Here is a 21,527-nt window from a genome sequence, read left to right on the forward strand (position 1 = left end):
AGGACTAAAGGTATTTTTAGGATTTTCTAATGATTTCTTCTCGATGCGATTTTCCCCATTTTATCATTTCTTCGATAACAGGACCAAATGATTTACAATAGAGTGTTGATTCGTATTTGACCTGAATTTCGGCATCGCGGTCTTTGGTTCTTTTAATCAGCATGTTGAGTTCCATTTCTTTGAGTTCTCTCGAAAGCATGCGTGTAGTAATTCCCGGAATACTGCGTTCGATTTCTCTAAAACGATGATTTCCGTTACAGATTGAATTGATAATTGGCAGTCGCCATTTACCGCCCAAAACGTGTAATGTATCTTGAAGTGCTTGTACTTCTTCTTTTTGATTTCTTTCCATACTAAGTTCCATTAAATTAGGAAAAATAATTGGTTACAAAGTTATACCATTTTACGGTTTAAATTTGTTCTCTAATCCTAAAATAATGGAAAAGAAAAGCTTTCTTCAGGATAAAAAATGAAATTAAGCTTCAATAATACTTAAAATAGTTTTTGGGATTTCCGCGAAAGCTTCAAAAGAATACGGCTTAATAAGATAGGCTTTTACGCCCAGATCATCGCATTTTTCCTTGTATGAAGGATTTATACTTGTCGAATAAACGAAACACGGAATGTTTTTCAATTCATTGGTATTCAGAATTTCCTGTAAAGCTTCAATTCCGTCAATAATAGGCATATTGATATCGGTAAGAATAACGTCCGGACTTTCGTTTGAAGTATTTTTTAAGTAATTCAGCAGTTCTTCGCCATTAGCCACAAGGCTTACTTTGCTGAAATGTGGATTTTTTGTAAAAGTTTCTGTGATAACATCAGCATCATCAATGTCATCTTCGGCGATTATGATATGTAAATTATTTTTTTCTGGCATTTTATAAGATTGGGAAGTAAAGATTAAATGTTGTGCCTTCGTTCAATTTACTTTCTACGGTAATATTTCCAGAGTGGTTTTCCATAATCTTTTTACAGATGGCAAGACCGATACCGTTTCCTGAATATTCATTTCGGGCATGCAGACGCTGAAAAATGATAAAAATTTTCAGCAAATGACTTTTTTCCATTCCAATGCCGTTATCTTTTACCTGAACTTTTACAAATTTACTATTTTGATTTGGTATTTCAGAATTTAAATTTTCTTCCTGAAAAATTTCTATTACTGGTGGAGTGTTGGCTTTGCCGTACTTAATGGCGTTTGAGATCAGATTAGAAAAAAGCTGTCTCATTTGAACTCTGGAAGCTTTAATGATTGGTAATTTTCCAATTTTAATTTTCGCATTTTTATCAGAAATTATGATTTCAAAATCTTCAATTACTTCAGAAATTACAGATTTCAGGTTTATTTCTGTGCGTTCTTCCTGCGCGGTATGTGAGGAATACGAAACTAAATCGTCCACCAGCGAATTCAATCGAAGGGCAGATAATTTCATAACGTTTATCGCTTTCGTGTCTGCTTCTTTAAAATAACTTCCGTCGATTCTGCCCGTATTCATCACAATTTTTCGAAGCGGTTCCTTAAGGTCATGTGAGATTACGTGAATAAATTCCTCCAGATTACGGTTTGTTTTATTCAATTCGTGTATTTTTTCTTCTAATTCCTTCTGATGCCGAATTAAAGCTTCTTCGTGTTTCTTCTTCTCGGTTAAATCGGTAATCACGATTCCAATAGCTTCCACAGAAGGCTCAAGATCTGTTAAAGCGATATATGCAGGGAAAGTCTTCTCAACATTATCTGATTTTAAAAGAATCTCATGCGTGGTAATGCCATAACGAAGCGCTTCAATTAACTGAGTAAACTGTTCTGGATTATCAAAATATTCATTAAGATAATTTCCAATTATTTTTTCAGACGGTATTCCGACCAATTTAGAAAAATACTCATTGCAGTAGAGTATAAGTCCGTTTCTTGAAATACTCAGCGCGCCCTGTCCAAATTTTTCAATAAGAAGACGATAGGTATAATCTGCAGTTTCGAGAGAGTAAAGTTCAGGAACTCCATTGCTGCTTACTACCAGCGCATCGACATCTCCCTGCTTTATAGCATTAATGATGCTGGTTGACTCATAAAGTTCTTCCTTTAGCGACTCAATTTCTGCTAATAATGCGTTTATATTTTTTTTGTTGTCTTCCAAATTATTCGCTTATATTAAGTATGTACAATACTTTTTCTTTATCTGATAAATCCCCTAAAATAATCCTTTTAGGTTCTGGATGCGTTTTTATCAATGTAGGAATAGCTACAATTTGATGAATCACGGCTTGCTCTTTATCACGGCTGATATCTATTATTTCTAATTCATAATTATCTGTGAGGTATGTATCGCAGATTTTGCGCAAATTTTCGATTGCATGTCCTGATTTAACAGACATACCTGAAACAAAAAGTATGAATTTATGTTTGGTTGTACTAGTGCCATCAGATGAATCTTCCATAATTTAAGCAGTTATAGGTTTGATATTAAGTCCTACAAGCACTCTTTCTTCATTAGAAAGATCTCCAATAATTTTACGTATTGGTTCAGGAAATTTTCTCACCAAAGTAGGTACAGCCAAAATTTGATCGCCTTCTGCCAATTGCGGATTCTTCAGCAAATCGATAATTTCGATGCTGTACTTTCCTTTAAGATGTTCTTCGGCATACTTTTTTATATTTTCAAGTGCTTTGATCGATTTTGGCGTTTGCCCTGCTATGTAAAGCAATAATTGCCATTCGGCTACTTCTTTTTTCATCTTATTTGTTTTTGTTAGAAGATAATTTAGCCTGTAATTCTTCTGTTGCTTTCAGGATGCTTAATTCTTCTTCTGCCGATTCAAATTCGTTTCTTAAAGCTTCAATATTAGCTTCAAGGACTTTGCGTTTACGTTCAATTTCCCTGTCTTTTCGGCTAATTTCGTTTTGAAGTTTAATATCAGAAATAGTTTTCTTGAATTGATGTGATTTTCTCGCAGCACCAGTCAGAATTCCCTGTGGTCCTAATTCTACATCCAATAATTCTATTCCGTTGCCGGTTATAACAAATTCTCTAACCTGATTAGAATGCCCCATTCCTCTGGCCTTAATAATAAAGATACCGCGGTTTCTTTCGCCTACACCTTCCATATCACGAACTGTGATCCAAGTATCTACCAATGACGAAACAGATTCTTCTGCCAGATCAGGTCTAAAATTATCCGTCTGTTTGTTCAAAGATGTAAACAATGCCGTAATATTATTTGCTTTAAGCATATCAATAAGTCTTACGAGCATAGATCTCACTTCTTGTTCACTTCCGACCGTAATTAAATTACTAATTGGATCAATAATAATAGTTGTTGGCTGAAAATCTTTGATCAATTTTCGCAGCGTAAGCAAATGCAGTTCAAGACCATTTAATGATGGACGTGACGAATGAATTTGCAAAATGCCTTTCTTGATATGTTTGTCCAGATCAATCCCAATTGACTTCATGTTGCGAACCAATTGCTGGGGCGATTCTTCGAACGCAAAGTAAATGGTTTTTTCGTTCTTTTGGCACTGTTCATTGGCAAAATAACAAGCCACTGTAGTTTTTGCCGTTCCAGCCGTTCCAGAAACTAATATGTTGCTGCCACGGTAGAATCCGCCGCCATTAAACATTTCGTTCAATCCAGGAACGCCCGTCGGAATTACATCTGATGAAACTTCGTTGTCCAATTTTAATGATGTAATAGGAAGAACCGAAATTCCATCCTCATCAATTAAAAACGGATATTCGTTTGTTCCATGCGTTGAACCTCTATATTTTACAATTCGAAGTCTTCTGGTCGAAACCTGCTCAATTACACGATGATCGAGAACAATTACACAGTCCGAAACATATTCTTCCAAACCTTGGCGGGTTAACGTTGCTTCACCGCGTTCTCCTGTAATAACTGCTGTTACACCTTTCGTTTTGAGCCAATGGAATAATCTTCGCAATTCGGCCCTAAGAATCGCCTGATTATCAAGACCTGCAAATAGAGATTCGATCGTATCCAAAACAACACGTGTTGCTTTTATAGAATCGATGGCATGACCTAATCGAATAAAAAGGCCATCGAGATCGTATTCACCTGCTTCTTCAATCTCCGATCTTTCGACACGAACATGATCTACTACAAGTTTCTTATCTTTTTTAAGCTGCTCTAAATCAAAGCCAAGCGATTTAACGTTTAAAGTAAGGTCATCCGAAGGTTCTTCAAAAGACATGAAAACTCCAGGTTCATTGTAATCTGTAATTCCTTTAATAAGAAATTGCATAGACAACAATGTTTTTCCGCATCCGGCACCACCGCAAATTAAAGTTGGACGTCCTTTAGGAAAGCCGCCACCTGTAATCTCGTCTAGTCCGTCGACTCCAGTTGGAGTTTTTGGAAATATAAAACTATGTGATTTTGTTTTTTCTTGCACGATAATATAATTCTGTGTTATCTCAAATATACGTTTTCTTCGAAGATTTTCAATTAATTCTTGTTAACTTTTAACAGCTGTTTAATGAAGTTTTAGAAATAAATTAAGATAAATGAATGAAATATCTAAATAAATCGGATTTTTTTAACCTAAAAACGGCATTATAGTTAGTAGATATTTAACACTAAATTCTCCGTTTTGAATAAAATTGATTTTTTGTTGCTGTTTTACTGTTAAAATCCATATCTGGTATACTCTATGATACTGGTTACAAAGTTATACCAATTTGAATTTATCTTTGCTTTATTAATTTTAAAGGACATACAAATGGACAATTTAGATAATAAAATTGTAGTAATAACGGGCGGAAACAGCGGAATAGGTTATGCTACAGCCAAACAATTAAAAGAGCAGGGTGCGCAGGTTATTATTACAGAAAGAAGAAAGAAAGCGATAGAAAAAGCAGCTTCAGAATTAAATGTTACTGCCATTACAGCAGATCAATCAAATATTTCGGATATCGAAAACCTGGCCGCTCAGGTAAAAGCTAATTTTGGTTTGGTAGATATTTTATTTATCAATGCTGGAATTGCAGGTTTAGGAACAATCGAACAAACCACAGAAGAACTATTTGACAATATTGTGAATATCAATCTTAAAGGAGCTTATTTCACGCTCAGCAAATTTATTCCGATTCTGAAAGACGGCGCTTCAGTAGTTTTTCTTTCTTCGAATACAGCGAGTATGCCTGGGCCGGGATCTTCCGTTTATTCAGCAAGTAAAACGGCTTTGAATTCAGTAATGAAATCGGCGGCATTAGAATTAGCGCCAAGAAAAATCAGAGTAAATTCAGTAAGCCCAGGACCAACCCAAACCGAAGTCATGAACAAAGTAGGTCTAGACGAAGCCACCGTTGAAGGTATTATGGATGTCGTAATAGAAAAAGTCCCGCTCAAACAAATGGGAAGGGCAGAAGATGTCGCTAAAATGGTTTCTTTTTTGAGTAGTGATGCTGCGGTTTTTATTACTGGTGCTGATTTCATTATGGATGGTGGGATGAGTTTGGGATAATTTTTTAGTTTTTAATGAATGAAAAAAGAGCTTGCTGATGCAGGCTCTTTTATAGAACCAATATTCTTTTTCTTGCTTGATTAGAAAGTAAAAAAACAAACCCCCAACCCCAATAATATACGCTTATAACATTTGAAACCCATATTTTCAGAAACGAAAATTTACGGTTGGGTATTGAAAAATGATTCTTCGGTGAGTAAAAAAAATAGTGAAGCGTTTAATTGGGCAATTTTGCAGAACAAATACTTTAATCCAATTTTATGATTCCACCACTTACTATAATAGCTGCTACCAACTTTTCGGCTATAGCAAATAATGCGGTTAATTATGCTGCGGGACTTGCAAAAGCTACTGGGGCAAAATTAGTTCTATTTAATTCGTTTTCCTTGAGCGTGCACAGCGCTAATTCGCACATAACTGCAGACGCCATGCAGAAACAAATAGAGAAAGCTGCTTCGAGACTTGAAACTTTAGGGAAAGAAATTGCCGATCTGTTTAAAATCGAGGTGAATTCGATCTGTAATTTCTCCTTTTTAGAAGACGAACTTCCATCTATAATTTCTCAAACTGAAGCCAGTTTAGTAGTAATGGGAATGGCAGAACGTTCTTTTGAGCAGGAATTGCTAGGAAATACCACAACATCAATCATTAAGAATTTAAATATTCCAGTTTTAGCAGTTCCAGAAAAAGCTCGCTTTGAAAATGTACAAAGAGTACTTTACGCGTGCGATGCTTTAGGTTTTTCGGCTATTAAAAAGTTCAGCTGGATGAAAAGAGTAATCGGAAATCTTGGGGCTGAAATTGAATTTTTCAGTGTTGATGAGAAATTGGATGCCCTTAAAGAAGAACAGAATAGAATTTTATTAAACTCAACGCTCGAAAAAGAGTTTGAAGAAGTGAAATATCTCTATAAAACAGTCCGCTCAAATGCTGTGATTAATGAGATAAAGAAAGAAATTAAAAGTTATGAAGCTGATATTTTAGTTATGGTACCCCAAAAATATGGTTTTTGGGATTCTCTGGTTCATAAAAGTAAAACCAGAATAATGGCAGCAGGATTAGACATCCCATTATTATCGTTTCCGAATTATTAGTGTTATTTTTGTACCCGTTAAAAATTCCAAACAAATGAATGCAGTTATAACAGCTATAGGTGGTTTTGTACCATCATCAATCCTAACCAATAAAAAAATTTCAGAAACCGTTGATACATCAGAAGAATGGATCGAAAAACGAACTGGAATAAAAGAACGTAGAATTGCAGATTGTAACACAGCAACCTCAGACCTTGCCAGTGCTGCAATTGAGAACCTTTTAGAAAATTATAATGTAGACCGTCTAGAGGTTGAAGCTTTGCTTGTGGCAACAGCAACTCCCGACCATATTTTGGCACCAACTGCTAGTATTGTATGTGAAAAAAGCGGTCTTGCAAATGCTTTCGGATTTGACATGAATGCGGCTTGCAGCGGTTTTTTATATGCGCTGGAAATGGGAGCAAATATGATCGAAAGCGGACGTTATTCTAAAATAATTGTCGTTGGAGCAGATAAAATGAGCTCGATCGTAGATTATGAAGACAGAAATACGTGTATTCTTTTTGGTGATGGAGCAGGAGCAGTTTTGTTAGAAAAAACAGAATCGGATAACGGATTAATGAAAACTATTTTGAAGACAGACGGAAGCGGAACATCTTCATTATTAGTGCCTTCAGGAGGATCTAGAAATCCAACTTCAATGCAGAGCCTTTTGCACAGAACCAATTATTTAAAACAAGAAGGTGCTTTTGTTTTTAAGAAAGCAGTTGCTTCTATGAGTCAGGTTTCGCAAGATGCTTTGGCTAAAAATGAATTACACGCAGAACAAATTGACTGGGTAATTCCGCATCAAGCTAATTTAAGAATCATAAACGCAGTAAGCGAAAGCCTTAATATCGATTCTGAAAAAGTAAAAGTGAATATTCACCGTTACGGAAACACAACATCTGCAACAGTTCCGTTGTGTTTATGGGATTTTAAAGAAGACTTTAAACCAGGTCAGAATTTATTGATTACTACATTTGGCGCAGGATTTTCGTGGGGAGCAACTTGTTTAAAATGGGGTGTTATGCGCGAAAAGAAAGCCGTTAAAACTATTAAGACAGTAACTGTAAACGAGAATGTTTTAGTGGAGCATTAATGCAATAACAGCATTTCTGTTCGAAAAGTTATATTTAATGGGAAGACAAAAACAAAATAAAAAATCAGGAAAGAATTTTTTCTATAAATACTACAGAATTATAGTAATTCCAGCTGTTTTTTTAGTGTATTTGTCTTCCTATTACTTTTTAAATCCTTATAGAAATTTTGAAGATCAAGGTTTGCTGGACTTAGATCAGACTTTCGATATTTTCATTATTCTATTGTATTGTGCCATACTTACCGAGCTTACTCTTTTTGTCGGCAGAAAATTAAATTATTACATACGCTGGGACCAAAATCCAGTTTTTAGGGCTATAGCACAATTTATATGTCTAATAGCTGGAAATATTCTTTTAAATTATCTTTTTTTCTGTCTGTGGGATTATCTATATCCCCGTATAGATTTTGAAGAAAATGAATTGGTTATCATTTGGCAGTCAAAAATTATGGCTGCTATTATTTCGCTGTTTATAAGCGCTATTCATACTGGAATATTTTTATTGAATAGATGGCGTCTAAATTCTGAAGAAACAGCCGAATTAAAAATCAAAGCTTCAGAACTGCAGGAAGCGGTTACGAGATCTGAACTCGAATCTTTAAAATTACAGTTAGATCCGCATTTTATTTTCAATAATTTCAGTACGCTGACGGAGTTAATTTATGAAAATCAAGACGAAGCCGCCTCTTTTTTAGAAAATATTACAAGGGTTTATCGTTACATGATTTCTAACTTGAATAAAGATACCATAAGTGTAAAAGAAGAAATAGAGTTTTTAAACGCCTATTTTTATCTTTTGAAGAAAAGACTTGGAGAAAAAATCGATTTAAAAATACAGGTTGATCAATCTTGTATGGGACTTCATTTACCACCTTTGACTTTGCAATTACTGGTTGAAAATGCTGTAAAACATAATATGGCGACTTTAGCTTGTCCGCTTACAATTTTGGTATATTCCGATTTGAAAGATATTATAGTTCGAAATAACTTGCAGCGAACTGCTGGAAAAAGCCTGACTTCTACCAAAATTGGAAATAAAAACATAGAATTTCGGTATAAAATATTATTTGACCGAATGCCAGATTTTTGCGAGTCTAACGGAAATTATTATGCACGTCTGCCATTAATTTAGAGGAAGGAATATGAAGATTTTAATTGTAGAAGATGAAAGTATAAACGCCAACCGTTTAAAAAGACTGCTCGAGGAATTGGAACCCAATTGTGAAATTCTAGGGATTATCGATACGGTTGTAGATACTGTGGCGTGGCTGCAGTCAAATCCTGCTCCAGATATAATTACTATGGATATTCGATTGGCAGACGGATTAAGCTTTTCTATTTTTGAAGAAATCAACATTACTTGTCCAGTTATTTTTACGACGGCTTATGATGAATATGCCATTCGAGCTTTTAAGGTAAACAGCATCGATTATTTGATGAAACCAATTGAGAAAAGCGAACTGGAATATGCTTTAAGCAAATTCAAATCTTTAGCCCAAAAAGAAATTGGCGTTCCTAATATTGCCGGAATCATAAAAGAGCTGATTCACAAACCAAAATACAGATTACGCTTTTTGGTTACTTATCGTGACGGCTATAAAAGCGTAGATGTTTCGGATATTGATTTTGTGTATTCTGAGTTTAAAACGAGTAATTTGTTTCTAAAATCGGGTGTAGTAATTGCTATTCCGCAGACCATGGAAGAATTGGAACATGAATTAGATCCGAATATCTTTTTTAGGGCCAACAGAAAGGTTTTTATTCGTGCCGAAAGCATTTATTCTATTGCCAATTATTTTAATTCCAAACTTAAAATTCAATTGAAATTAGATCCAGAACGCGAAGTAATTATCAGCAGGGAAAAAACACCTTTTTTTAAGCAGTGGATGGATAGGTGATTTTTTTAAGGTTCTGAGGGACTAAGGTTCTGAGGAACTAAGGTTTTGAGGTTCAAAGGGGCAGAGCGGCAAAGGTTCAAAGGTTTATGAATTTAACTCTTTAGTTTTGGATAGCTTTTTTTAGATAGATTTGTTTGGAATTGATTTCATTTTCCTCGAAATCAAATTTTTCGTAGCCGTTCGATTCTAAAGTTTTTTTTAGAATACTATCAAATTCAAATAGTTTTACCCAGATTAAATCGTTTTTTCTTTGTTTGGCAATGACTTCTGCACGATCGGTAAGCAATAGAATTTCTTCTGTGTTTGAATAAACAATGTATTCCACACAAATTGGTTTTTCTGCTTCGATATTTTCATTAAAAATCCTTGAGGAATTTAATTGTATGAAAGACGATGGATTTTCATTTTCATAAACCATCAAAACTTCAATATTAAAATCATTTTGAACTTTAAAAAGTTCTGAAATAGAAAGGTTTTTAGCAGCGAATCTTTCTCCTTCTTCATCTGATTGAAATAAAGCAGCATAAAACTTTTGAGCCTGGCTTTCCATCCAAGAAGCCGTTTCCATTATGATAACTACAAATTGCGCTTTTTTAGACATGATTTCTTTTATTTATATACTTGAATTGTTATTTAGCAAAACTGCTATAATTTGTTATATAAATAAAGGTTTAAAAGTCTGATATGTTGGTCAGAAAGTCAGTTCGAATCTAATTGTTGATTCGGTATTCTAAGGGAGAAATTCCCGTTTGGGTTTTAAAGAATTTTCCAAAAACAGATTGATTGGAAAAGTTTAAAGTATCACTTATTTGATTGATGGTTAATGATTTATTATGAAGTAAAACTTTAGCTTCGAGAATTACCATATTATCAATCCATTCGCGTGTCGTTTTACCACTGTTGTTTTTAATTACTTCAGAAAGATATTTTCGAGTCACATTTAAATGATCTGCGTAATATGTGGGAGATCGATGTTTTGTAAAATCTTTCGCTACAAGCTCTTTAAATTTTTCGAACAAAGGATTTTGGATTTCTTTATTGGAAAAAGCTTTTTTTATAGTATCCAGTTCAAATATGAGAATGTACAAATAACTTCTCAAAATAGAAGCTTGATGAAAATGTTCGACGCTGACTGTTTCTTTAATTAAATTAAAAAGCTTTTCGAATTTTGATTTTGTTTTTTTCTCCAAAGGAAATACATGCATATCGCTGTTTTCGAAAAAATCAAATTGAGAAAGAAAGAAGATATTACTCTGGCTTTCGAGAAAAAACTCAGGTTTAAAAAATATAATATCCATTAAAATTTCTTCGCTGTTTTTGGTAAAACTTCTAATAACATTTGGACCAATCGCAAGTATTGCAGGCGCTTCAATAACAATTTTATCCAGTCGCGTCTGCATTATAATGCTCCCTTTCTTAAGAAATTCAATTGCGTAACTTTCTGCACGATAGGGAACATCTATATAAGGATGATCTTGAATCTGCACATAGAAATAGTCTTTTGGATTAATTTCGTGTGTAAACAAACTTTTATGATGTTCGAGTGAATAAGTGCTGATTTTGCTCATTTCTATGAAGCTTTGCCGGGATTTTACTTTGCATTCAAATATAATTAATTGATTTGATTAGAATGGCACTAAAATCTCGTCAGAATTGACTACTAAAATGAAGGAATAAAGAAAATTATTATTTAATAAAATTTTAGTATAAAAGGTCGCTTTTTCTTATATTTGATTAAGGAAGCTGGCAGATTTTAATCTATAACCGAAATCATTATAATTTTGAATTGTTTTGATTTTGAAGTACTGCCAAATATTTTAATAACTTATAGCATAAACACACCTTAAATCGATAACCTATAAAGTTCTAAACGAAACGTCTAGACATTACAAGCAGCAATGGAGTTAATACATAATTTAGAGCTTTTTCAAACCGTTTTTAACTCTGTGCCAAATGGTATTGTAGTTCTAAAGTCTTTGTATAATGATGAAGGCCGAGTAAAAGATTTTTCAATTGTTTTACTCAATACTTATATGTTTAACTGGATTGAAGATTCTGGCTATCAAGATAAAAATTACAGCGAAATTTTTCCTAACGTAAACAGAAGCGATATTTTTCAAAAGTTTATCGAAACAGCCGAAAACGGCCTGACTGCCAGTTTTGAGCAGTGGTACGAAAGTGATGAAACCATACACTGGTTTAAATTTACTGCCACAAAACAAGGAGAGTTACTTGTAGTTACCACAGAGGATATTACAGAAAAAAGACAGGCAGAAATAGCCTTAAATAATGCACTTACTGCTGCTGAGAAACAAAAACGTCTATACGATTCTGTTATAAATAATACACCCGATTTAGTCTATGTTTTTGATCTCAACTATAAATTTACCTATGCCAATAAAGCTTTATTGACAATGTGGGGGAAATCTGCAGAAGATTCTATTGGTCTGGGTTTAAGAGAAAATGGTTATGAAGAATGGCATGCCTTGATGCACGAAAGGGAAATTGATTTTGTAGCCGCTGAAAAAAGATCAATCCGAGGAACAGTGTCTTTTCCTCATGCAGAACTAGGAAAGCGTATTTATGACTATATTTTTGCCCCAGTTTTTAACGAAAAAGGCGAAGTTGAAGCCATTGCAGGAACAACCAGAGATATAACCGAAATAAAACAGGCAGAAGAAAAACGTCAGCAAAGCGAAAATAGGTTTCGCCATATGATTGAGCAGTCGCCAATAGCAATGTTACTGTCTAGAGGAGAGGAAGTTATTATTGAAACAATTAATAAGCCGATGCTCAAATTCATGAACAAAACCAATCCAGATGAGGTACTCGGAAAAAAAATGATTGATGCCTTACCAGAACTTTTAGGACAGCCAGCACTTCAAACTGTTATTAATGTTCAAAAAACAGGAGTACCTTTTCGTGGAGAAGAACAGCCTGTAGATTTAGTAATAGATGGTATTCTGGAACGTCGATATTTCAATTTTTCTTATGATTGTATTAAAGATTCAGATGGGAATTCGGCGGTTTTACATGTTGCATTGGACGTAACAGAGCAAGTACTTTCCAGAAGAAAACTAGAAGACAGCGAAAGCAGATTAAAATCTATGATCGATCAGACCCCATCTCCAACATTAGTATTAAAAGGAGACGATTTGGTTATTGAGCAGATTAATAAACACATGCTTGAACTAATTGGTCGCGGATACGAAATTATTGGAATGCCATTAATTGCCGTTCTTCCTGAGCTTGAGGGACAATACGTGTGGGAACAGGTTAAAAATGTGTATTTTAAAGGAATCCCTTTTGATCAAAGTGAAGTGCTTGTTGTGCATAACCGCACTGGTCAATTAGGAAAATACTATTATAATTTAGCATATCGTCCTTTGCTGGAAAATGGACAGATAACAGGAATGATCCAGGTAGCAATAGATGTTACACAGCAAGTTACAGCCAGACAAAAAATGGAAGAAAGCGAAAGTCGTTTTCGAGCTTTGGTAAATGCAGCATCAAATGTAGTATATCAAATAGATGCCGATTGGAAAATCATGCGAAGTCTTGATGGAGGAGGTTCTCTTTCAGATTCTGAAGAACCTGTATCAAAATGGTTAGAACATTTTATTCATCAAAATGATCGTGAAAAGGTAATGAACCTTATCGCTAAATCTATTGCGGAGAAAAGTATATTCGAACTTGAACATAGAACTATTGCTCCAGACGGTACTGTAGGCTGGACGTTTTCGAGAGTAGTTCCAATATTAGACGATCAAAATAATATAATTGAGTGGTTTGGTGCTGCGAGTGATATTACTTCGCAAAAAGAGCTGCAACAGGTTATCAAAGAAAGTGAAGAGAAATTCAGGCAGCTTGCAGACCTTGTTCCTCAAATTATCTGGACTGGTAATCCAGATGGTTATATAGATTATTACAACAGACGCTGGTATGAATATACTGGTTTTGAAGTAGATGAATATGGAGATCTAAGCTGGGTGCCAAAAATACATCCAGATGATGTGACATTTGTTCTCGAGAATTGGTATCAAAGTGTTCAATCGGGGAATTTTTATCAAACAGAATTCCGATTGAAAAATGGGAACACTGGAGAATATCGATGGTTTTTAAGTAAAGCTGTTCCAATTAAAGAAAAAACTGGAGTTATTAGTAAATGGTTTGGTACTTGTACCGATATTCATGAACAAAAGACAATCACAGAAAAATTAGAATTTTTGGTAGCAGACCGCACCAAGGAATTACAGCGTTCTAACGAAGATTTACAGCAGTTTGCCCATGTCGCTTCGCACGATTTAAAGGAACCAGTTAGAAAAATTAAGACATTTGTGGGCCGACTTGAAGATCATTTACAAGATCAGTTAGATGAGCCTGCGTCTAAATATATTGGCAGAATTAATGTAGCGGCAGAGCGTATGTTTAATATGATCGATGGTGTATTAGCATATTCTAAAATCAATGCAGATTCACAGAAAACGGCATTAGTAGATTTAAATGAAGTTATAAAAAATATCGAAACAGATTTAGAAGTTTCACTGCAGAGAACAGGCGGAAAAATCTATCATGACAATCTTCCAGTTTTAGAAGGAGCATCGGTTTTACTTTATCAGCTTTTTTACAATCTCATCAATAATTCTATTAAATTTGCAAAAGAAGGTACGCCCCCAGAAATAAAAATTTCTTCAGAAAAAATTATTAAATTAGATAAAAATTGGGTTGTAATTACACTAGAAGACAACGGAATAGGGTTTGATGAGAGTCAAGCCGAAAGAATATTTGAGACATTTACCCGTTTAAATTCTAAAGACAGCTACGAAGGTACAGGTTTAGGATTGTCACTTTGTAAAAAAATTGCAGAACGCCATGGCGGCACAATTAGTGCTGATGGTACTGTAGGTAAAGGAGCTGTATTTGTTATTACATTGCCATTTGAGCAAAATGAGAATGATATTTAATATTAAAGAAATGGATCAAAAAATAATTTTACTGGCTGATGACGATATGGATGACACAGAAATGTTCTGTGAAGCATTAGCAGATATCGATGAAAGTATAATATGTCATTGCGCTGTGAATGGCAGCGATGCTTTGAGAATACTGGACGGATTGAAAGAACTTCCAAGTGTCATTTTTCTAGACTTAAACATGCCAATAATGAATGGATGGGATTGTCTTATGCACTTAAAATCAGATAGCCGTTATAAAGACATACACGTTATCATGATCTCAACTTCATCCCATAAAAATGATCTTGAGACCGCATCAAAATTAGGTGCAGTTTGTTATTTTGTCAAACCAAATAGTTTTAGTGATTTAAAACACGTTCTCCGTTCCATTACTTCAAATATTGACAATGGACTTAAAGATGTAGTTGTAACTCTACAAGAAAATGGTTTTAAACATGTTTTTAATTGTGACGATAATAATTTGTAAATTTTAATATTTCCGTCACAAAATATAATTAGCTCATTTGCTGTTCACTAGCTGCTGTGTCTAATTCAGTATTATCTAATTCGATATCAGATTGGGTAGTAGTTTCAATTTTATCATCCCAATGTCCCCAATCTCCGCGATAAGATCTTGTGAATACCAATTCGTCATTGTCTCCTTTAGACAGAATTGTAGTGCATATAAAGTTTCTTTTACTATTGTTGATTACGGGAGTTTCCATGGCTGTAAAATATTAAGTTAAGTATGTCAAAAGTAAAAAGACCTAAGACGAATTAGTTACATAATAATTGTAATTTGTTATCAAATTATCACATAACGTTCTTTTAATCAATAGTTTTATGTAAACTAAATCGCAATATTTTTATCCTCAAAATTAATTTAGATTATAAAAAACACTTTTAGTTAAAATAAATACAAAATAGTATGTATTTTTGTTGCCAAAATAGAACAACAAGCAGTTGAAAAGGGTAATTATAATAGCACTTTCGATTTTAATCTTATCGCCATCATTTGGCGGCTTGTTCGTATATGCTTCATTTAAAATCAATCAGAAAGAAATAGCTAAAACAATTTGTGTACAGCGTAAACTGGCATTTAATAGTTGTAATGGCCGATGCGAACTTCAAAAAAGCATCAAAAAATACTCTGATAACGAAAGAAAAATGCAGGACAGCCTAAAAGACAAATTAGAGCTAATTTACGTTCAAAGCTCTCCAGAAATTAGCTTTGACATTGTTCCCGTTATTGAATCAAAAGAAAATACTTCTACTTTATTCGAAAAGAAACCAATTTCGGCTTCTAATCTTACTTTTCACCCTCCAGTCTAGTTAACTAGATCAATATTTCAGTTTTAATTTTGTTTAGAAATTATATCATTATTCATATTTAATGATATAAAACACTTGTGGTAGTATTTTTCATATGATATGAATTTACAATTGAGTTTTTAACGTACACGTACATCTGCAAATATTATTTTCTACAGAAATCATTGATCTCTATTCAATAATTGAATAAATATACCCTGAAATGTATTATTTCAATTAAAAAACACATTCAAACTTCACAGCACTTCCGCTTTTTTGATTTTCGAAATCTGACTGCTTTATGCTGTGTTTTAAACAGTTTTCTAACATTCATTACAATGAAATCTTTTAAATTTTTAGTCATTGCACTATTGTGTGTAATTACTTCCTGTACAATCGATAAAACAGATTACGAAGCTGAAATAGGTTCTCAAGTTCCAGAATATTATGAATTTAAAGAAGCGGTTTCATTAACCAGCGGTCTTTATAAAATAAGTATTGAAGCTTTAAACGGAACATTTTATAAAGGGTATAATGAACTTCATTTGAAAATTACAAATACGCAGACCAATCAAAATGTAAGCGCATCTGAAGTAACTTTTTTACCAATCATGAGCAATACAGACGGAAGCAAAATGTCATGTCCGCATGAGTATAATCTGCAATACGATATGGCTAATAAATATTTCGCTGGATATTCTGTATTTACAAGTGAAAGCGCCGCAGCAAACAGCTGGAAATTGTATGTGAGTTTTACTGCCGATAATCAGAAATATGAAGTGAATAAAGATATTTCGGTTGAAAAGCAAAGTAATAAAAACCTCAATATGACCACTTTTACAGGAAAAGATAACGAGCAATATGTGATTGCATTAGTTTCGCCGCAAAAACCTACCGTTTCTGAAAATAAATTAGTCGCAGGTATTTACAAATACAATAAACCGGCTAATGCAGGTGGAACTTTTCCAGATCCTTCGCAATTTTCTTATTCAGAAGTGACTGGTTATACTTTAAAATTAGATCCAAGAATGCCAGAGCCTTCAATGGGAAATCATTCTTCGCCCAATAATCAGGATTTGACACAGCAAAATGATGGTTTATATCACGGAGTTGTGAATTATACGATGACGGGAAACTGGACTTTGAATTTAATAATGATGAATCAAAATGGGTTGATCATAAAAGGAACTGTGGTTCCTACAGATTTTACGCCTGGAGTTGAAGGCGTGAAAAGTGAACTTTATATTGATACATTATTTTAAAAACATGAAATATATAGTAATGTTACTTTTTTTAGGAATGTCTGTAACTGCTCAAAATGTGCACGTTCATCACGACAGCATAAAAAACTTAGAAGAAGTACAAGTAAAAAACGCAGCCAAAAAGAAAATCGAGACCGAAATGAAAATGGCGGTTTCAGTTGACGAATTTTTGTCATCATCAGATAATATTAGTTTTATAAAACGTGGGGCTTACGCGTGGGAACCGCTGCTCAATAATATGAGTTCCGAACGTTCTACCGTTACAATTGACGGAATGCACGTTTTTGGAGCTTGTACGGATAAAATGGACCCAATAACGTCTTATGTAGAGAGTAATAATCTTTCTACCATTGACATAAAATCAGGGCAGGAAGGAAGCCTACACGGTGCAACTGTTGCGGGAAGTATAGATTTAAAAAGAAAAAGCACTCCTTTTGGTCTCGCTAAAAAGTGGAATGGAGTCTACCAAAGCGGATTCGAATTTAATAACAAACAGTTTTTTAATCTTGGAAATGTGGCTTATTCTGGAGAAAAATTTGTGGCAGAAGGAAGCATCTCTTATCGAAAAGCTGATGATTATTATGATGGAAATAATGATGAAGTCAAACATTCACAATATAAAAAATTCAACACCTCATTAGGTTTTGCTTATAAAACAACTGATTTATCCTCAGTAAGATTGGATGCGATTTTTGATATGGCAAAAGATGTTGGATATCCAGCGCTGCCAATGGATTTATCGCTTTCGCGTGCTCTTATCACATCGGCTTCTTATAAGCAATTATTTGAAGAAGGTTTAATAAAAGTTGTAGATACAAAGATTTATTTCAACGCAATCGAGCATTATATGGATGACACCACTCGTCCAGAAAATCTAGTTCATATGGATATGCCGGGATGGAGCACGACTTATGGTCTGGTTTCTAAAGCCAATGCAAAAAAAGGTAGTTATTCTTCTGAAATACAGTTGAATGCCTACGATAATTTATCAATTGCAGAAATGCGAATGTATCCGCAGGATCGAAGCAAAAGAACCATGTTTGCGTACAGCTGGCCGTGGGTAACAACTCGTTATGCAGGACTTTCGATGAATAATTCTTGGGATCTATCAGAGAAAAGCCAGGTAAATTTAGGAGGTTCTTTAGGCGTAAATTACAATTATTCCAAATATGTAGAATTCAACTGGATTTTTCATCCTGGAGCGCCTCAGGAAAAAACAAGATTCCTGCCTAGTTTACATGCAGGTTATAATCTGGATGTTGATCATTTTAATTTTTCTGTAGGAACAGGTTACGGACATCGAGCGCCTTCTGTTTCTGAAGGTTACGGTTACTATATCTACAATAGTTTTGACCGTTACGATTATATCGGAAATCCTAATTTGAAAAATGAGATTTCATACGAAGGAAATGCAAGTGCAGGTTTTAAAAACGAAAGGTTAAGTATTCAAGGAAAAATAAATTACTTCTACATTGAAAATTACATCATTGGAAGGATTTTAAGCATGGGAAGTCCGATGAATTATCAGTCCGTTGGAGTAAAAGGTTATACTTCTTTAGACAATGCAACGCTTTTAAATATGTCCATGAATGCCAGTTATGATATTTTACCGCATCTGCATTGGAAAGGAACGCTGACTTACGCACGCGGAATGGATGATAAAGGAGAAAATCTGCCTTTTATTCGTCCGTTGAGTTATCAGACTTCACTTCATTTTATGCATAAAAATTTCGGAATTCAAACTTCTGTAAATGGTGATTTTGAGCAGATTAATTACAGCCCGGAATACGGAGAAGACTTGACATCTGCGTACACAATCTGGAATATTTCTGCCGATTATTCTTTTAAAATCAATAAAGTAAAAAGCGTTGTGCAGGTTGGAGCAGAAAATTTATTAAATGAATATTATAGCACTTATGCAGACTGGGGAAATATTCCGAGAATGGGGCGTAATGTTTTTACCTCTTTAAAATTCAATTTCTAATAAAAATGAAAAAAGTTTTTAGTTTCACAATGACAATGCTGTTTCTGCTGGTTTCTTTCCAGCAGGCATTGATTATTGTGCATTTTAAACTCAATCAGAAGAATATTGAACAAGAGTTTTGCGTCAACAAAGCCAAACCAGAATTACAATGTCACGGTAAATGTCATTTAAAGAAAGAATTAGAAAAATCAGAAAACACCGATTTAGAACTTACCAGTATCGGTAAGAAAATCGATATCACTTTAATATCTAATTTCCAATTTGCAGTCCCTGTTTTAAAACCTATAAATTCTAATGAGATATTGACTTATAAAGAATTGGATTTAGTTGAGCCTTGTCTTGAAATTTTTGTACCGCCGCCTATTTTATTTGGTATTACCTAATCTCATTAATAATAGAAATACAAAAATTAAATTAAAAAGAAATGCAAAATTTTAAAAAATACTTATTATTATCAATCGCTTCATTGGCATTTGTATCGTGTTCAAGTGATGATGATAATCCTGTTGCAAACAATGTAACGTTAGAATTCAATAACACTTTTAAGAATACGACTATTGTTTTAGGTGCTGCAACTTCAACTTCTGCAACGACAAATACTTCTGCGGCTGGGCAGGTACATCATTTTTCAGAATTAAAATATGTGATTAGTAATATCCGTCTTGTAAAAGATAATGGAGATGAAGTTCCATATAATGTAAATGATTTGGATAAAGGCGCAACAGTTATCGATCAATCAAAAACGGCAACATTAAATTATGTTTTGAGTAATGTGCCATCTGCAACTTATAAGCAGATTAAATTTGGTTTGGGTATTAAGCCAGAACAAAACACTTTAGACCAAGCAAGATTTCCAAATTTCTATGCTGCAGCTGGCGCTAACGATACCGCAATGATGTGGGAATGGGGAAGCGGCTACCGTTTTACAAAAGTAGAAGGCTTTTATGATACTGATAATAAAACAATGTCTATTCACACAGGAAGTACTGTACAGGGAACTGCAGGCAGTTATACGCAAGGTGTAAATGCTTATAGAGATATTACTTTAAACTTGACAACAAATGCAGTTGTTGGAAGCAAAGCTCCGAAAATCAAAATTAAAGCTGATTTTGATAAAATGTTAAGCGGAAAAACAAATACAATTACGCTATCTACTGGAACAGGAGATGCCGACAACGCAACTCCAAATATTCATACAGCTGCTCAAATGGTAAAATTTGTTGATAATTTCGGAGGAAATGGTTCAAGCGATATTACAGGAATGTTTTCTGTTACAGGTGTAGAAAACTAAAATCATATTTTCAGAACCGTCTTAATTTAAGAATTGGCGGTTCTGTTTTAAATTATTTATAATGAAAAAAATAGCCGGCTTCATATCTCTATTATTATTGTTTGCGTCATGTAACAGCGATGATTCGGATATGATTTCTATTGATAATCCTGAAATTTCGCTGAATATTCCGTCTGGATTTCCAGAACTAAATAGTTTTGTAAGTCTAAACAAGCCGACTAAATACGGTGTGGAATTAGGTGAAAAGCTTTTCTCAGAAAAAAAATTCAGCGCAGATAATACCATTTCCTGCTCAAGTTGTCATATTCAAGCAAATGCTTTTACAGACCAGCATGCACAAGCAGTTGGAATTGAAGGCAGAATTGGACTTCGCAATACGCCATCCATTCAAAATTTGGCTTTTATGAAATTTTACAATTGGGATGGAAGTAAACTGCAGCTGGAAACGCAAACGTTAGTGCCTATTATAACGCACGAAGAAATGGATTCCTCTATTTTAGAAGTTATAGGTAAAATTAAAGATGATGCCGTTTATAAAGATTTGTTCCAAAAAGCCTTTGGAGATGAGAGTATTACTCCTGAAAGGATCTATAAAAGTATTGCACAATTTGAATACACTTTAATTTCTGCTAACAGCAAATATGATAAAGTAAAACGAAATACGGCATCTTTTACAGAAAGCGAATTGCAGGGTTATCAAACCTTTCAGCAAAAATGCGCGAGTTGTCACAGTTCAGAATTGTTTACAGATCAGAGTTTTAGAAATATTGGTTTTCCTTTAAACACCGACACCAATGAAGCAGGGCGTGGCAGGGTTACTGGAATTGCTGCTGATTTTATGAGTTTTCGTGTGCCGACGTTAAGAAATATAGAATATACAGCTCCTTATGGAAGTTTTGGACAATTTGCAACTTTAGAATCTGTTTTGGATTATTTTGATAGTGGAGTGTTAGATGCAGAAAATTTAGATCCAATTTTTAAAGAAAATGGCAAACGAATTCCGCTTACAGAACAAGAAAAAATCAATCTTATCGCTTTTATGAAAACCTTAAGTGATACTGATTTTGTTAAGAACTAACTGCATTTAGATTTCGAAATGAACGAAAAAGCTAGACTGAAAAGTTTAGCTTTTTTTTATTTAAATATTGAAAATCAATTATTTGTTT

Annotated in this window: 22 protein-coding genes; 13 read left to right on the plus strand and 9 right to left on the minus strand. The window is 34.1% G+C overall.

From position 1 onward, the window contains the following. Positions 1 to 16 precede the first annotated feature (16 nt). From QMG60_RS14330 to kaiC, 6 genes are all read right to left on the minus strand, one after another. Positions 17 to 352 carry a helix-turn-helix domain-containing protein gene (locus QMG60_RS14330; protein WP_281865368.1) on the minus strand — a complete coding sequence of 112 codons (336 nt, stop codon included), beginning with the start codon at positions 350 to 352 and terminating at the stop codon, positions 17 to 19. Between the two features lie 123 nt (positions 353 to 475). After that, positions 476 to 880, minus strand: a complete 405-nt coding sequence (locus tag QMG60_RS14335; RefSeq protein WP_057118274.1) for a response regulator — start codon at positions 878 to 880, stop codon at positions 476 to 478. Position 881: 1 nt separating this feature from the next. Further along, entirely contained in the window at positions 882 to 2,138 is a 1,257-nt protein-coding gene (locus QMG60_RS14340) for an ATP-binding protein (protein ID WP_281865369.1), read from the minus strand. A 1-nt stretch (position 2,139) separates the two neighbouring features. Further along, positions 2,140 to 2,439: a circadian clock KaiB family protein gene (locus QMG60_RS14345; RefSeq protein WP_057118272.1), complete on the minus strand. Its 300-nt coding sequence runs from the start codon at positions 2,437 to 2,439 to the stop codon at positions 2,140 to 2,142. 3 nt (positions 2,440 to 2,442) lie between these two features. After that, positions 2,443 to 2,736 (minus strand): circadian clock KaiB family protein, encoded by a 294-nt coding sequence (locus QMG60_RS14350; protein WP_057118271.1) that lies wholly within the window; start codon positions 2,734 to 2,736, stop codon positions 2,443 to 2,445. Between the two features lies 1 nt (position 2,737). Further along, the gene (gene kaiC / locus QMG60_RS14355; RefSeq protein WP_057118270.1) at positions 2,738 to 4,414 is read right to left on the minus strand and encodes a circadian clock protein KaiC; all 1,677 of its coding nucleotides are present in this window, start codon (positions 4,412 to 4,414) and stop codon (positions 2,738 to 2,740) included. Positions 4,415 to 4,741: 327 nt separating this feature from the next. Between kaiC and QMG60_RS14360 the strand changes: the two genes are divergently transcribed. The 5 genes from QMG60_RS14360 to QMG60_RS14380 all read left to right on the plus strand — a co-directional run bounded on the left by QMG60_RS14360 (position 4,742) and on the right by QMG60_RS14380 (position 9,558). Continuing rightward, positions 4,742 to 5,485 carry an SDR family oxidoreductase gene (locus QMG60_RS14360; RefSeq protein WP_281865370.1) on the plus strand — a complete coding sequence of 248 codons (744 nt, stop codon included), beginning with the start codon at positions 4,742 to 4,744 and terminating at the stop codon, positions 5,483 to 5,485. A gap of 260 nt (positions 5,486 to 5,745) precedes the next feature. Next, positions 5,746 to 6,579: a universal stress protein gene (locus QMG60_RS14365; RefSeq protein WP_281865371.1), complete on the plus strand. Its 834-nt coding sequence runs from the start codon at positions 5,746 to 5,748 to the stop codon at positions 6,577 to 6,579. Positions 6,580 to 6,613: 34 nt separating this feature from the next. Further along, positions 6,614 to 7,660 (plus strand): beta-ketoacyl-ACP synthase III, encoded by a 1,047-nt coding sequence (locus QMG60_RS14370; protein ID WP_057118264.1) that lies wholly within the window; start codon positions 6,614 to 6,616, stop codon positions 7,658 to 7,660. A 37-nt stretch (positions 7,661 to 7,697) separates the two neighbouring features. Beyond that, positions 7,698 to 8,792 (plus strand): histidine kinase, encoded by a 1,095-nt coding sequence (locus tag QMG60_RS14375; protein ID WP_281865372.1) that lies wholly within the window; start codon positions 7,698 to 7,700, stop codon positions 8,790 to 8,792. A gap of 10 nt (positions 8,793 to 8,802) precedes the next feature. Continuing rightward, positions 8,803 to 9,558 (plus strand): LytTR family DNA-binding domain-containing protein, encoded by a 756-nt coding sequence (locus tag QMG60_RS14380; protein WP_134141569.1) that lies wholly within the window; start codon positions 8,803 to 8,805, stop codon positions 9,556 to 9,558. Positions 9,559 to 9,658: 100 nt separating this feature from the next. On the opposite strand, the gene QMG60_RS14385 is transcribed toward QMG60_RS14380, so the two are convergent. Further along, the gene (locus QMG60_RS14385) at positions 9,659 to 10,159 is read right to left on the minus strand and encodes a hypothetical protein (RefSeq protein WP_281865373.1); all 501 of its coding nucleotides are present in this window, start codon (positions 10,157 to 10,159) and stop codon (positions 9,659 to 9,661) included. A gap of 109 nt (positions 10,160 to 10,268) precedes the next feature. Beyond that, the gene (locus QMG60_RS14390; RefSeq protein WP_281865374.1) at positions 10,269 to 11,126 is read right to left on the minus strand and encodes a helix-turn-helix domain-containing protein; all 858 of its coding nucleotides are present in this window, start codon (positions 11,124 to 11,126) and stop codon (positions 10,269 to 10,271) included. 330 nt (positions 11,127 to 11,456) lie between these two features. On the opposite strand from QMG60_RS14390, the gene QMG60_RS14395 reads away from it, so the two are divergent. Beyond that, positions 11,457 to 14,522: a PAS domain-containing sensor histidine kinase gene (locus tag QMG60_RS14395; RefSeq protein WP_281865375.1), complete on the plus strand. Its 3,066-nt coding sequence runs from the start codon at positions 11,457 to 11,459 to the stop codon at positions 14,520 to 14,522. Between the two features lie 10 nt (positions 14,523 to 14,532). Next, positions 14,533 to 15,000, plus strand: coding sequence for a response regulator (locus QMG60_RS14400; RefSeq protein ID WP_057119811.1), 468 nt, complete (start codon positions 14,533 to 14,535; stop codon positions 14,998 to 15,000). A gap of 28 nt (positions 15,001 to 15,028) precedes the next feature. Here QMG60_RS14400 and QMG60_RS14405 read toward each other — a convergent pair whose 3' ends face one another. Beyond that, positions 15,029 to 15,238: a hypothetical protein gene (locus tag QMG60_RS14405; protein ID WP_057118259.1), complete on the minus strand. Its 210-nt coding sequence runs from the start codon at positions 15,236 to 15,238 to the stop codon at positions 15,029 to 15,031. A 238-nt stretch (positions 15,239 to 15,476) separates the two neighbouring features. Here QMG60_RS14405 and QMG60_RS14410 point away from each other — a divergent pair, with 238 nt between their 5' ends. The 6 genes from QMG60_RS14410 (at position 15,477) to QMG60_RS14435 (ending at position 21,439) form a co-directional block, all read left to right on the plus strand. Next, the gene (locus tag QMG60_RS14410; protein WP_281865376.1) at positions 15,477 to 15,845 is read left to right on the plus strand and encodes a hypothetical protein; all 369 of its coding nucleotides are present in this window, start codon (positions 15,477 to 15,479) and stop codon (positions 15,843 to 15,845) included. Positions 15,846 to 16,162: 317 nt separating this feature from the next. Then, positions 16,163 to 17,086 (plus strand): hypothetical protein, encoded by a 924-nt coding sequence (locus tag QMG60_RS14415; protein ID WP_281865377.1) that lies wholly within the window; start codon positions 16,163 to 16,165, stop codon positions 17,084 to 17,086. Between the two features lie 4 nt (positions 17,087 to 17,090). Beyond that, positions 17,091 to 19,070 (plus strand): TonB-dependent receptor, encoded by a 1,980-nt coding sequence (locus QMG60_RS14420; RefSeq protein WP_281865378.1) that lies wholly within the window; start codon positions 17,091 to 17,093, stop codon positions 19,068 to 19,070. A 5-nt stretch (positions 19,071 to 19,075) separates the two neighbouring features. Then, positions 19,076 to 19,453, plus strand: coding sequence for a hypothetical protein (locus QMG60_RS14425; protein WP_281865379.1), 378 nt, complete (start codon positions 19,076 to 19,078; stop codon positions 19,451 to 19,453). Positions 19,454 to 19,494: 41 nt separating this feature from the next. After that, positions 19,495 to 20,361, plus strand: a complete 867-nt coding sequence (locus tag QMG60_RS14430; protein WP_281865380.1) for an MbnP family protein — start codon at positions 19,495 to 19,497, stop codon at positions 20,359 to 20,361. A 61-nt stretch (positions 20,362 to 20,422) separates the two neighbouring features. Next, positions 20,423 to 21,439: a cytochrome c peroxidase gene (locus QMG60_RS14435; RefSeq protein ID WP_281865381.1), complete on the plus strand. Its 1,017-nt coding sequence runs from the start codon at positions 20,423 to 20,425 to the stop codon at positions 21,437 to 21,439. The last annotated feature ends 88 nt before the right edge of the window (positions 21,440 to 21,527 follow it).

The organism is Flavobacterium sp. GSB-24, from assembly GCF_027924665.1.
Taxonomy (GTDB): Bacteria; Bacteroidota; Bacteroidia; order Flavobacteriales; family Flavobacteriaceae; genus Flavobacterium.

Bases quoted from the DNA above. Each gene is read 5' to 3' on its own strand.
- QMG60_RS14330 (WP_281865368.1), bottom strand. From the start codon at position 352: ATGGAAAGAAATCAAAAAGAAGAAGTACAAGCACTTCAAGATACATTA.
- QMG60_RS14335 (WP_057118274.1), bottom strand. From the start codon at position 880: ATGCCAGAAAAAAATAATTTACATATCATAATCGCCGAAGATGACATT.
- QMG60_RS14345 (WP_057118272.1), bottom strand. From the start codon at position 2,439: ATGGAAGATTCATCTGATGGCACTAGTACAACCAAACATAAATTCATA.
- QMG60_RS14350 (WP_057118271.1), bottom strand. From the start codon at position 2,736: ATGAAAAAAGAAGTAGCCGAATGGCAATTATTGCTTTACATAGCAGGG.
- QMG60_RS14360 (WP_281865370.1), top strand. From the start codon at position 4,742: ATGGACAATTTAGATAATAAAATTGTAGTAATAACGGGCGGAAACAGC.
- QMG60_RS14365 (WP_281865371.1), top strand. From the start codon at position 5,746: ATGATTCCACCACTTACTATAATAGCTGCTACCAACTTTTCGGCTATA.
- QMG60_RS14370 (WP_057118264.1), top strand. From the start codon at position 6,614: ATGAATGCAGTTATAACAGCTATAGGTGGTTTTGTACCATCATCAATC.
- QMG60_RS14375 (WP_281865372.1), top strand. From the start codon at position 7,698: ATGGGAAGACAAAAACAAAATAAAAAATCAGGAAAGAATTTTTTCTAT.
- QMG60_RS14380 (WP_134141569.1), top strand. From the start codon at position 8,803: ATGAAGATTTTAATTGTAGAAGATGAAAGTATAAACGCCAACCGTTTA.
- QMG60_RS14385 (WP_281865373.1), bottom strand. From the start codon at position 10,159: ATGTCTAAAAAAGCGCAATTTGTAGTTATCATAATGGAAACGGCTTCT.
- QMG60_RS14390 (WP_281865374.1), bottom strand. From the start codon at position 11,126: ATGAGCAAAATCAGCACTTATTCACTCGAACATCATAAAAGTTTGTTT.
- QMG60_RS14395 (WP_281865375.1), top strand. From the start codon at position 11,457: ATGGAGTTAATACATAATTTAGAGCTTTTTCAAACCGTTTTTAACTCT.
- QMG60_RS14400 (WP_057119811.1), top strand. From the start codon at position 14,533: ATGGATCAAAAAATAATTTTACTGGCTGATGACGATATGGATGACACA.
- QMG60_RS14405 (WP_057118259.1), bottom strand. From the start codon at position 15,238: ATGGAAACTCCCGTAATCAACAATAGTAAAAGAAACTTTATATGCACT.
- QMG60_RS14415 (WP_281865377.1), top strand. From the start codon at position 16,163: ATGAAATCTTTTAAATTTTTAGTCATTGCACTATTGTGTGTAATTACT.
- QMG60_RS14420 (WP_281865378.1), top strand. From the start codon at position 17,091: ATGAAATATATAGTAATGTTACTTTTTTTAGGAATGTCTGTAACTGCT.
- QMG60_RS14425 (WP_281865379.1), top strand. From the start codon at position 19,076: ATGAAAAAAGTTTTTAGTTTCACAATGACAATGCTGTTTCTGCTGGTT.
- QMG60_RS14430 (WP_281865380.1), top strand. From the start codon at position 19,495: ATGCAAAATTTTAAAAAATACTTATTATTATCAATCGCTTCATTGGCA.
- QMG60_RS14435 (WP_281865381.1), top strand. From the start codon at position 20,423: ATGAAAAAAATAGCCGGCTTCATATCTCTATTATTATTGTTTGCGTCA.